This window comes from Enterococcus sp. 2G9_DIV0600 (genome assembly GCF_002140615.1).
Taxonomy (GTDB): domain Bacteria; phylum Bacillota; class Bacilli; order Lactobacillales; family Enterococcaceae; genus Enterococcus_D; species Enterococcus_D innesii.
In genome coordinates, this window is the sequence record NZ_NGLL01000001.1 from 1,116,218 (window position 1) to 1,128,334 (window position 12,117).

12 protein-coding genes are annotated in these 12,117 nt (G+C 44.4%); 11 read left to right on the forward strand and 1 reads right to left on the reverse strand.

Features of this window, described 5'->3' with window-relative positions:
- Positions 1–30 precede the first annotated feature (30 nt).
- The 11 genes from A5870_RS05325 (at position 31) to A5870_RS05375 (ending at position 11,181) form a co-directional block, all read left to right on the forward strand.
- On the forward strand, positions 31–801 hold the full coding sequence (locus tag A5870_RS05325) for a C39 family peptidase (protein WP_086292046.1): 771 nt from the start codon (positions 31–33) through the stop codon (positions 799–801).
- Between the two features lie 398 nt (positions 802–1,199).
- Entirely contained in the window at positions 1,200–2,168 is a 969-nt protein-coding gene (locus A5870_RS05330) for a homoserine O-succinyltransferase (RefSeq protein WP_086292047.1), read from the forward strand.
- The gene (locus A5870_RS05335; RefSeq protein ID WP_086292048.1) at positions 2,158–3,357 is read left to right on the forward strand and encodes a MalY/PatB family protein; all 1,200 of its coding nucleotides are present in this window, start codon (positions 2,158–2,160) and stop codon (positions 3,355–3,357) included. Before A5870_RS05330 ends, A5870_RS05335 begins: the two co-directional genes overlap by 11 nt.
- On the forward strand, positions 3,347–4,441 hold the full coding sequence (locus tag A5870_RS05340; protein WP_086292049.1) for an aminotransferase class I/II-fold pyridoxal phosphate-dependent enzyme: 1,095 nt from the start codon (positions 3,347–3,349) through the stop codon (positions 4,439–4,441). Before A5870_RS05335 ends, A5870_RS05340 begins: the two co-directional genes overlap by 11 nt.
- Positions 4,442–4,696: 255 nt before the next feature.
- Positions 4,697–5,527 (forward strand): MetQ/NlpA family ABC transporter substrate-binding protein, encoded by an 831-nt coding sequence (locus A5870_RS05345; protein ID WP_086292050.1) that lies wholly within the window; start codon positions 4,697–4,699, stop codon positions 5,525–5,527.
- A 50-nt stretch (positions 5,528–5,577) separates the two neighbouring features.
- Positions 5,578–7,158, forward strand: coding sequence for an ABC transporter substrate-binding protein (locus tag A5870_RS05350; protein ID WP_074535034.1), 1,581 nt, complete (start codon positions 5,578–5,580; stop codon positions 7,156–7,158).
- Between the two features lie 72 nt (positions 7,159–7,230).
- Positions 7,231–8,190 carry an ABC transporter permease gene (locus A5870_RS05355; RefSeq protein ID WP_077452725.1) on the forward strand — a complete coding sequence of 320 codons (960 nt, stop codon included), beginning with the start codon at positions 7,231–7,233 and terminating at the stop codon, positions 8,188–8,190.
- On the forward strand, positions 8,190–9,020 hold the full coding sequence (locus tag A5870_RS05360) for an ABC transporter permease (RefSeq protein WP_086292051.1): 831 nt from the start codon (positions 8,190–8,192) through the stop codon (positions 9,018–9,020). Before A5870_RS05355 ends, A5870_RS05360 begins: the two co-directional genes overlap by 1 nt.
- A 3-nt stretch (positions 9,021–9,023) precedes the next feature.
- Positions 9,024–9,902, forward strand: a complete 879-nt coding sequence (locus tag A5870_RS05365) for an ABC transporter ATP-binding protein (RefSeq protein WP_086292052.1) — start codon at positions 9,024–9,026, stop codon at positions 9,900–9,902.
- Positions 9,902–10,792, forward strand: coding sequence for an ATP-binding cassette domain-containing protein (locus A5870_RS05370; RefSeq protein WP_016608213.1), 891 nt, complete (start codon positions 9,902–9,904; stop codon positions 10,790–10,792). The genes A5870_RS05365 and A5870_RS05370 overlap by 1 nt, the downstream gene beginning before the upstream one ends.
- On the forward strand, positions 10,789–11,181 hold the full coding sequence (locus A5870_RS05375; protein WP_086292053.1) for an OsmC family protein: 393 nt from the start codon (positions 10,789–10,791) through the stop codon (positions 11,179–11,181). The genes A5870_RS05370 and A5870_RS05375 overlap by 4 nt, the downstream gene beginning before the upstream one ends.
- Before the next feature lie 57 nt (positions 11,182–11,238).
- On the opposite strand, the gene A5870_RS05380 is transcribed toward A5870_RS05375, so the two are convergent.
- Positions 11,239–11,895, reverse strand: coding sequence for a Crp/Fnr family transcriptional regulator (locus tag A5870_RS05380; protein WP_077452722.1), 657 nt, complete (start codon positions 11,893–11,895; stop codon positions 11,239–11,241).
- Positions 11,896–12,117: the final 222 nt, after the last annotated feature.

Below are 12,117 nucleotides of genomic sequence, written 5' to 3' on the forward strand. Positions count from 1 at the left end.
TAAGTTATAATATACAAGAGGAGGAAGTAGATGAAGAAGATAAAGTTAAAACGGTTACTTTTAAGTATGTTCGTCTTGATGCTCTTCTTTCTGCTGATTTTTTATGACAGTAAGAACGGGCAATCCCCCTTTGAAGTGATAGAGGATGAATTGACATTAGCACTTTCGGATGAGGAACAAACACCAGAGCCGGAATACAGTGAGGTTATTCAATTAGATGTTCCGTTAGAAAATCAATTCGATGAAGTTGCCCTAGGAAACGGCTGTGAAGTAACAGCTTTATCGATGCTCTTGAATTTTTACGGATTTGGTACCAATAAAAATCAATTGGCGGAAGAATTAGCGTATGTCCCGCTTTATGAGGATTACGATCACCATGGCGATCCGCGAGAAGGCTTTGTTGGAAACATCTATGGCGGCGACAGCGCAATGGGGGTTGACGTTGAGCCGATCACCGATGTTGCCGAAAGGATTGTGAAAGAGCAATATGAAGTTGTTAGTGGACGAGACAAAAGCTTTGATGAGATCGTCAAAGTACTGCAATCTGGAAAACCCGTTTGGATGATCGCGACCTTAGAATTACAAGTACCTACCGATGCTGACTTCTTTCAATGGAATACGAAAAATGGCGAAATCCTTGTGACTGCATTGATCCACTCGGTAGTAATCACGGGAATCGACGGAGAGACGATGTATGTCAATGACCCTTATGGGCATAAAGATCGCGAAGTCAGCAAAGAAGACTTAGCAACGATTTATGAAAAAATGGGGCAACAATATTTATATTTAGAAGAACTATAAGAAAAAAATAAACTTGACGTTGACAGTAAATGAAAAAACAATTATAATTTTTTAAAATTAAACAAAGATTTCGATAACGTTGAAGAGAAGAGTAGCAGATCAACAAAGGTACAGAGACTCCGGTTGGTGAAAAAGGAGACATGCGGTGATCAGTGAAGATGAGCTCTGAGTTTTTTTGTTGGTTCACGCCAGCAAAACGGCATGCGCCCGTTACAGCGCCAAGTATCATAGTGTACTGTTGAGGTGTTATTTGTGAGAATAGCACGAATTAGGGTGGTAACGCGCATCAAGTCGTCCCTTTTATCCGCAAGGATAAAAGGGCGGCTTTTTTTGTTTTTCACAGCCGAAACTGTTCGCTTTCTCTTCAACAAGAAATTTATCTGTAAGGGGTTGAAGCAATGCCAATCATTATTCCCAAAGAATTACCCGCTGCAGCGGTCCTGCAAAAAGAAAATGTCTTTGCCTTACTGCAGCATAAAGCGGCGAAGCAAGAGATCCGTCCCTTGAAAATCGCCATCGTCAATTTGATGCCGAAAAAGATCGCTACAGAAAATCAGTTGTTGCGTCTGCTTTCTCAAAGCCCTCTGCAAATTGAGGTGACTTTACTGAAAATGAAGTACCACGAAAGCAAAAACACGTCTGTCGATCACATGGAAAAGTTCTATCAAGAATTTTCAGTGATCCAGTCCCAACGCTTAGACGGCTTGATCATTACTGGTGCCCCTGTTGAAAAAATGACATTTGAAGCCATTGATTATTGGCAAGAACTGCAAGAGATCATGAATTGGAGCCAGACGAATTGCACTTCAGTCTTGCATATTTGTTGGGGAGCGCAAGCAGGACTTTATTACCATTACGGTATCGAAAAAGTGTTGTACCCAAGCAAATTGTTCGGTGTCTTCGAACAAACAGTCACGCATTTCCATCCACTCGTTCGGGGCTTTGACGACGTCTTTTATACGCCCCATTCGCGCTATACTGGCATCGATGAAGTCCAGCTCGCCCAAGCCCCCTTAGAAATATTGGCAGCGGGAGTTGAAACGGGACCCTCCATCTTCGTATCAGAGGATCATAAAAATGTCTTTTTACTAGGACATTTTGAATACCATACAACGACCTTGAATGAAGAGTACTTGCGAGACATGGAACGGGGCTTAGCTACCGCATTGCCGCAAAATTACTTTGCCTATGACCGTTTAGGTGGGAAAATCACCAACCGTTGGCGGGGACATGCCTCCTTGTTTTTCAGCAATTGGATCAATGAAACCTATTTGCGAACGCCGTATGACCTGTCCGTCAAGCCCACGAAAGAAGGTTATCGGATCGGTAGCGAGCCAGAAGGTCGGGTGAGTATCAATGACGATTGAGTCCTTTCTCTCCCATTATGCCAGACAGCGAAAAGGCACTGATTCTTTAAAATGGGATCTTGTCGATCAACGGTTCCAAGGAGAAAAGCTTTTGCCTTTATGGGTAGCCGATATGGATTTTGCGGCGCCAAAAGCAGTAGAAAAAGCTTTGCAGCAACTGGTTGCTCAAGGAACCTTCGGCTATGGCATTCCCCCCTCAGGCTATTTTTCAGCCTATCAGGGCTGGCAAGATCGCCACTGGGGGACGAAATTTGAAGAAAAATGGCTCTCGTTTTCCACAGGGGTCGTCCAATCTTTGGTTGATTTGCTTCATTGTTTCACAGAACCTGACGATGGCATCTTGATCCAGCCGCCCGTCTACTATCCCTTTTTTGACAGCATCAAAGAGACGAAAAGACGCTTGATAGAAGCACCTTTACAAAAAGTGGGGAATTCCTATCGAATCGATTTTGCTGCTTTTGAAGCCCAAATCATTGAAGAAAAAGTGAAACTATTTATTCTCTGCTCCCCCCACAATCCAGTAGGGCGGGTCTGGCAAGAGGAAGAGCTACATCAGTTATTGGCAATCTGTCAAAAACATGAGGTTGTCGTGATCGCCGATGAGATCCATCGTGAGCTGATACTCGGTGAGCAGCAATTTGTTTCAGCCGTGACAGTGGCACAGGGGGTCGGCTTTGAGAAGCTGATCGTTCTGGATTCGCCCTCAAAAACCTTCAACTTAGCAGGATTATTGCTCTCTCATGTTTGGATTCCTGTTTTAGAGATGCGTAGAGCCTATGAGGAGTGGTGCCGACAATACAAGCAGACGGAAGTCAATCGTTTGGGATTGGTGGCTGCGAAAGCCGCGTATGAATCGGGGGATCAATGGCTAGCGGACCTGCTTTTGGTGATTGCTACCAATGAACAAATGGTCCGCCAGAAACTGCAAGAAGCATTTCCCAAGATTGAGCTCCTGCCCTTAGAAGGAACCTACCTTCTCTGGGTGGATCTGCGGCAAGTCATTGCCAAAGAACGAACCAAGCACGTGATCCAAGATGCTGCCAGTTTGGCACTCGATTATGGGGAATGGTTCGCCAAAGACGGTCAAGGCTTGATTCGTCTGAATCTTGCGACAACACCGACTATTATTCAACAAGCCCTTGATCGCATGATCGAGGCAATCAAAAAGGAGGAACGACATGACGATTGATACAGCAACTTTTCTGGCACAATTAGGCAATCATTCGGATCAGCAAACTGGGGCGATCAGCCCACCGATCTATCTTTCCACGACCTTTGCGCATCCTGAATTGGGGCAAAGTACCGGCTATGATTATACCCGTACCAAAAACCCAACCCGTGATATTTTAGAAGCGGGTCTTGCTGAATTAGAAAAAGGGGCTCGGGCAGTAGTGACCAGCTCTGGCATGAGTGCGATCGCTTTGATTTTTGATTTGTTTGCCAGCGGCAGCCGCTTTTTGGTTTCTCGTGACTTGTACGGCGGCAGCTTTCGCTATTTTGCGGAATTGGAAAAAAGCCAGCGGGCATTCTTCGATACCTTCAGTACTGTAACAGAATTAAGTGAGAAATTAACTAACGAGGTAACGGCTGTCTTTTTAGAGACCCCAACGAATCCTTTGATGACCGTGACGGATATTGCTGAAACCGCCAAGCTTGCTCACGAACAGGGGGCGCTATTGATTGTAGATAACACCTTTTTGACGCCCTTGCGACAGTTGCCCTTAGAGGAAGGTGCCGATCTGGTGATCCACTCAGGTACCAAATTCTTATCTGGCCACAATGATATTTTGGCAGGCGTCGTCATCGCCAAAGATGCGCAGCTGGGGGAGCGTTTGAACTATTTAGCCAATACTTCTGGCCCTACCTTGAGCAGCTTTGATACGTGGTTATTTATTCGAAGTTTAAAGACGCTGCCGTTGCGCTTTGAACGGCAAGAAGCCAACGCCAAGGAAGTCGGCCGCTTTTTACGAGCCCATCCGGCGATTAAAGAGGTGCTGTATCCGAATGCCGGCGCGATGATCAGCATTCGGGTGCTTGATGAAACCAAAATCAGTGGCTTTTTAGCAGCATTAAAGGTCTTTACCTTTGCGGAAAGCCTAGGGGGTGTGGAAAGTCTCATCACGTATCCAACGACACAGACCCACGCGGATATTCCTCAAGAGGTACGAGAATCTTATGGATTGACGCCGGATCTTTTACGAATCTCCATTGGGATCGAAAGTAGTAAAGATTTGATCGATGACTTAGAAAATGCACTGAAGATATTCAAATAACCCGACCGCAGATCAGCTAGTTAAAAACTTACTTTTGTAGAGTAATTTTATTGACAGTTTTAGTTGTATAGGATAAAGTTACACTACATATGAATAGTGAGTCCGATGTTTTCGGTTGACGGCAACAGGCATTCTCCCTTTTTTCTCACGAGAAAGCAGTTCTTTCTAAAAGAAAAGGTGAAATTGGTCTAGTTGAGCAACGCCACAAGAAAACGAGACGATTGATCTGAGGAGGGAACAAAAGGGGAAAAAGGAATGAAAAGAAACGTAGTAAAGGGATTGGCAACAGGGGCTCTTGGATTGCTGGCATTGTTCAGCTTCGCCGCTTGCGGCAGCAGTCAAGCAGATGAGGAAGCCACCGTTGTCAAATTGGGTGTCGTTGGTGAACAAAACGAAGCCTGGGAACATGTGCAGGAAGAACTGAAGGAAAATGAAAACATCGACCTGCAATTGGTGAAGTTTACCGATTATCGCCAACCAATCGTCGCACTAGAGGATGGGTCGATCGATCTACACGCAGCATTGACGGAGATTTTTATGGACAACGTCAACGAAGAAAGTGGTTATTCCAACACAACGATTGCGTATACGACATTAAACCCACTTGGTATTTATTCCGATAAAATCACAGATGTCAGTGAATTGGCTGATGGAGCTACAGTGGCTTTACCGAATGATGTCTCAAATGAGAGTCGCGCACTGCTGCTTTTACAAACGGCTGGTTTGATCACTTTGGATGAATCCAAGGGTCTACTGCCGACAACTAGTGATGTGACTGACAATCCCAAAGCTTTGAAATTTGAGCTGCTTGATTCCAATCAGACTGCTCGAGCTATGACTGACGTCGACATTTCTTTGATCAATAATGGCATGGCCGTTGATGCTGGTTTGGTACCTACAGAAGATGCGATTTTCTTAGAACCCGTGGCTGATTCCTCCAAGCCTTATTATAATGTGATCGCTGCGCGAGCAGACGAAGCAGACAATGACGTTTACCAAACGGTCGTTCGATATTATCAGACCGATGAAGTAAAAGCAATTATCGAGGAAGTAACAAAGAAATCTAGTATACCTGTATGGGAATAGAAAGGTAAAAACGACTATTACTATATAGGAACAGGAAGTAGGATGGAAAAATGATAAATTGGAAAAAAGGTTTAGCAAGTGTTGCCGTCGTTGGACTAGGATTTGTTCTAGCAGCCTGCGGTGGATCAAATACAGAAGAAACGTCAACCAGTAGTGCAGCTGGAGCTGGGGATGATTCAACATTCACTTATGCGATCAGCGGGGACCCATCGTCCACTAACCCGATTAACACCAGTGATCGTTGGGGATTGACAGTGACAAACATGATCTATTCTCCATTAGTTACAGTGGAAGCAGATGGAACGACACAAAATGCGTTGGCAGAATCAGTGGAACCAGCTGAAGACGGCCTTTCCTTGACAGTACATTTGAAACAAGATGTGAAATGGTCAGATGGCGAAGACTTTACCGCCGATGACGTTGTTTTCACATATGAACAAAAAGTCAAAAAAGAAAATGGCAATGCCGATTCCCTTTGGGTCGACGACCAACCAATCGCGATCGAAAAAGTGGATGAATACACCGTCAAATTCGTGTTGCCGACACCAAGTGCCGCAGCGATCAGCAACATCGCAACCGAAACATACATCATTCCCGAGCATATCTTTAAAGATGTTACCGACTTCTCTGTCAGTGAACTGCCTGAAAAACCAGTCGGCACCGGTCCGTATCAACTGAAAGAATACAAACGTGGTGAGTACTTTACTTTTGAAGCCAATGAAAACTATTATGGCGGCAAGCCTTCGATTCAAAATGTGACGTTGCGTATCATCGAAAGTACCGATACGGCGAAAGTCGCTTTGCAAAAAGGGGAAGTGGATGCAGCCGTTGTCTTGCCTTCAGATATTGAAGACTTAGATGATGAGCAGATCTCTGTTTATCCTTATACTGAAAACCGTGTCGGTTATCTAGGCTTGAACACTCACTCAGATGCTTTGCAAGATGTGAAAGTTCGACAAGCAGTTCTTTATGCGTTGAACAAAGATGAATTAAATCAAGCGGCGTATTTAGATGAAGAGTATTATGCAACACCATATTCATTCTTGCCACCGAACAACCCATACGTCACTGATGATGTTGAAAAATACGAGACAAATGTCGAAAAGGCTCAAGAACTTTTACAAGAAGCTGGTGTGACTGATTTGTCGTTGAATTTGGCTTTCAACTCAACCGATCCAGCCCAAACGATCCAAGCTACGTTGATCCAACAACAATTGCAACAAGCAGGCATTACAGTTACCCTTGAAGGGGGCGATGGTACAGCGATCTTTACCGAGTTGAAGAAACCTGATTCAACGAAGTACAACTTATTCCTTGGCGGGTATATCATGGGAAATGACCCTGACTTATACGGCAGTCTATTTGAAACTGGCGGTAGTGCCAACTACTTCCAAAGCAATAGCGAAACCATTGACAATTTGTTTGCCCAAGCAGCAGTTGAATTAGACACGGACAAACGTGAAGCATTGTATGATGATTTGCAAAAAGCCATTGCTGACGAAGCGATCATTTACCCAATCGTTGACAACAAGAAAATCCTAGCGGTCAATAACCGAATTGGTAATGTAGAAGATGCAGGTTTGATCCCAATCTATACATTCGAAGATATGTCTAAATTGACAATCAAGTAAATCCATTGGCTGTGATAAAGAGGAATCTTTTTTATCACAGCTTTTTTCTATGAAAAAGAAAGTAGGTCAGTTATGTTTCGATACATTGCAAAACGAGTATTGCAAGCAATCCCTTTGCTGTTTGTGATCTCTTTTATCGTTTTTTCGCTTATACATATCGCACCGTATGATGTGATCGACTCCATCACGACACCCAATATGTCGCAAGAGCAAATCGATCTTTTGCGGCAGCGCTATGGCTTGGATCAACCCTTTTTGGTTCAATATTTTCTTTGGATCAGAAATGTTCTTACCGGTAATCTTGGCTTTTCGTTGGTGTCTCAAAGTAGCATTTCACAAGAACTTGCGACTCGGATTCCCAATACCATGCGCCTAGTGATCCCCGCTTATTTGACTGCCTTGTTGTTGGCGATCATTTTGGGCCTGTTGGCTGCTGCCAACAAAGGAAAGATTTGGGATCGGATCATTGACGCTGTGGCATCTTTAGGGATCGCTGTGCCGACCTTCTGGTTTGCGATGATCTTGATTTATGTGTTTGGTTACTTATTAAATATGTTTCCAATCATTGGCATGTATACGGTCGGTAAAGAAGGGGATTTTGGCGATTTTCTGCAGCATTTTATTTTGCCTTATACCACATTGACAGTCGCCTTCTTTCCAGATTTGACGCGGTATATCCGGGCATCAGCGACACAACAAGTTTCAGAAGACTACGTGATGGTGCAACGGGCATTTCATGCCAGCAAATGGCAGATTTTCAGCCGTCATATTAGTCGCAATATTTTGATTCCCGTTGTCACCCAAATCGGCTTGGCGTTGCCGATGTTAGTTACCGGTGCGATCATTACAGAAACGATCTACGGCTGGCCGGGCGTCGGCCCTTACTTGATGAGTGCGACGAAAAGCCTCGATTATCCTGTGATCATGGCCATCATGCTGTTGTCAGCAACACTGGTCATCTTAGGGAATTTGTTAGCGGATGTATTATACTCCGTGGTTGATCCACGTATCCGTAAAGGAGGGGGTAAGTAATGAAACGTTTCAAAAAAATCAGTGAAGTCATGCTTGCTTCGCCCATCTATACCTTTTCTGTCGTTTTCCTGACGTTACTGATTATTTTGTCGCTTGTTGCACCTTTGATCCCCATCGATCCCAATGCAACGGATGTCAGCAACATGTCACAGCCGCCGAGTTGGGCTCATTTATTTGGAACCGATGAAGTGGGGCGGGATTACTTTATTCGGGTCGTCTACGGCGGTCGGGTGTCCTTGTTTGTAGGTGTGTTGGCAATGATCACTGCGACGTTTATTGGGACTTTTGTCGGTCTTGTTTCTGGCTACTTTGGTGGTTGGATCGACAACTTGCTGATGCGGCTCGTCGATGTATTGTCATCGATTCCTTGGTTGGTGTTAGTGATCGTTTTGAGCGTCTTTTTACGTCCCGGACTAACTACGATTATTATTGTGATCGGCGGCTTCTCCTGGATGAACATCGCTCGTTTGATTCGTGGTGAAACGTTAGCGGCGAAAGAACGGGAATATGTCGCTTACGGGAAATTTATCGGACGTTCTTCATTTAGTATTATCATTAAGCATGTTTTCCCAGCAGTACTGCCAACCTTGATCGTTGCGGCATCTGCAAGTATTTCAGGAGCGATCATGACCGAATCGGCTTTGAGTTTTCTAGGCTTAGGCATTCAGCAACCGATGGCTTCGTGGGGCAGTCTGTTGCAAAACGCGCAAAACAGCTTGCAGCGGGCACCATACATGGCGATCCTTCCCGGGCTTTTTGTTATTTTCACCATCTATTCCTTTAACAATATCGGCGACATGATCAAACATGTCTTGCAAAGAGAGGTGTGACCAATGATGACAGAGTTATTAGCGATCGAAGCGTTGAATGTGACATTTCAAAGCAAAACTGGGCCGAAACCGTTAGTCAAAAATCTTGATCTGGTGATTCCTAAGGGCAAAGTGGTTGGGATCGTGGGCGAATCAGGCAGCGGCAAAAGTATGACCATGAAAAGTGTCATGGATCTTTTGCCCGATAAAGTGACCGATCACTATGCCAGTTATACATTTGAAGGAGCAGCAGTTAGCGATCGTCGAACATTACCAATTGCTATGATTTTTCAAGACCCGATGACTTCGTTAAATCCTTTGCGCACGATCGGCTATCATTTGATCGAAGTGATTCGCCGCTCACAAAAAGTATCGAAAAAAGCAGCACAAGAAATCGCCGTCAAAGAGTTAGAAAAAGTCGGCATACCTTTTCCAGCACAACGTATGAAACAATATCCTCATGAGCTATCTGGGGGGATGCGTCAGCGGGTGATGATCGCCATGGCTTTGTTGGCGCAACCGAAATTGCTGATCGCCGATGAACCGACGACGGCTTTAGATGTGACGATCCAAGCACAGATTTTGGTATTGATCAAAAACTTGCAAAGAGAGAACCAGCTTTCCGTCGTCCTTGTGACCCATGACTTCGGGGTCGTTGCAGGAATGTGCGACTTTATTAAAGTGATGTATCAAGGCCAAGTTGTGGAAGAAGGCACCACGGAAGAAATCTTTTATCAACCGGCACATCCTTATACGAAACAGTTATTGCAAGCGGCCCATTTAGGCGACAAGCATGCTGAATTAAAAGTCTTTGATTATCACGAGACATTGGCAGATGAGTTGCAAGAAACGCAGCTATCTAAGACCCATCGCGTCTGGCGTAATCAGGAGGTGACAGAATAATGGAAGAACTGATTCGCGTAGAACATGCTACGAAAACCTTTCGCAGTAAAAACTGGCGCGGCACTGTCAGCGAAGTCCGAGCGGTCGAAGATGTCAGCCTAACGATTCATCGAGGCGAGACATTGGGGCTAGTGGGGGAATCCGGGAGTGGGAAAACCACTTTAGGACGCAGTATTTTAAATTTAGAGACCTTAACAAGCGGGGAGATTTTCTTTGAAGGCAAAGAGTTAACAGCATTGACGGCAGAAGATCGCAAAGCAGCGTATCAGCAAATGCAGATCATTTTCCAAGATCCGTATTCCTCATTGAATCCCCGTATGACGGCACTTGAACTGGTGATGGAGCCGTTGTATCATGAAACGAAAGATGCTGCTCGAGCGAAAGCCAAAGAAATCTTAGCGATCGTCGGGATCACCGGTGATGATGTCCATAAATTGCCGCGCAGTTTCAGCGGCGGACAACGGCAACGGATTGGCATCGCTCGTGCGGTGGTCAATCGCCCGGCGTTCGTCTTGTGTGATGAACCGACTTCGGCATTAGATGTCTCCATTCAGGCTCAGATCATCCAATTGCTGCTGCGTCTACAAAAAGAGTTTTCATTGTCTTATTTATTCATTTCCCATGACTTGTCCGTGATTCGTCATATCAGTGATCGAACAGCCGTCATGTATCAAGGGAAATTAGTTGAATTGGCACCTACCGACCGTTTGTTTGAAAATCCGCTGCATCCTTACACGAAGAAATTATTAGCAGCAGCGCCGATCGCTGATCCTGTGTTAGCAAGAGGTGCGATGGAACAAACGGAAATTCAAAGCACGATTACTTTGACACCATTGTATGAATGGGTCGAAGTTGAACCAGATCATTTTGTGAGGAGAGAAAAACGATGACAGTAGAAACATTGACGATCCATCAAGGAAGCGACAAATTTGAAATGACGACCCCAACTGGCAATTGGGTGTTAGCACGGGAAAAAGGCTATTCGCCAGTCCAAATGCTGGTGAGTGCGGTCGCTGCTTGCGGCGGCTATGTATACGCATCCGTCTTAGAAAATTCAAAGGTTGCAGCAGAAATCGAAAAGATCGAAGTCAGCTATGACCGAGACGACAACAAAAAAGCCCAACCAGTCAGTGCTATCCAAATTCAGTTTTATGCGAAAATCGCCGAAGCTGATCATGACAAAGCGACCCGCTGCCTAAAACTCGTTTCACCAAATTGCCCCGTGATCCAATCATTAGATCCAACGATCGAAGTGACGGAAACGGTGACGTTTATTTAATCGAAAAAAGACTTTGTGTGCCTGAAACCAATAGGCATACAAAGTCTTTTTTTTTGATCAATAAATAATATTCTCCCGAATAAAGTCGATATCTGTCACTAATAATTTGCGATCGACACTCTTTAGGGCGCCAGATTCTCGTAATTTTTGCATCATTCGATTGACACTGCTGGCAGAGGTAATGCCGCAAAAGCGAGCGATCTCTTCATTGGTGACTTCAAAATCGATCAAGACACCGTCAGTTGTTTGAACCCCAAAAGTTTCATACAACTCATTGATTTGAGTACAGACAGCACCAAATTTGCCGTTCATCAGCATTTGCTGCATCTTTTTCATCGTATCCATCAAATTTCGTCGATAATACTCTTTGACATAATCCTGCAGCAGACGGTCACGATTGACATCTGCCCAAAATTGATCCCGCACGATTTTGTATAATTCGGCTTCTTCTGATTCAACCCGCACATTAAAAGGGGCTTCGACTTCTTGAGAGGATTCGTCTTTAAACAAAGAGACGATTTCGAAATCCGTCAAATAGCGCAAGTTGAATTCGCGCCCTTCATGGGTCACTACGCTAGTTTTGATGATGCCTTTTTTTAAAATGTAGACGTACCGATCCGGGATCCCTTCATACGTCAAGTAACTCTTTTTCTTACGGATAACGACCGGTATTGCTTGTTTTTCTAAATAATCACGTAATATCTGTTTCTCCACCCACGTTACTCCTTCACTTGATGCCAACCCAACATTTTCTGAAAAAAATCTGAAATTTCCTCTATTCATGCTTCATTAAAAGACATTTCTGGTGAAAAAGCAATAACAAATGTTAATGTTTCTTGTTAATGCTCTTTTTTAACAGCAAAAGCGCATTTCAAGCAGAGGAAGTTTCGGTATAGTAGAACGCATCACAGCACAAACAGGAGGAATGGAAGAAAC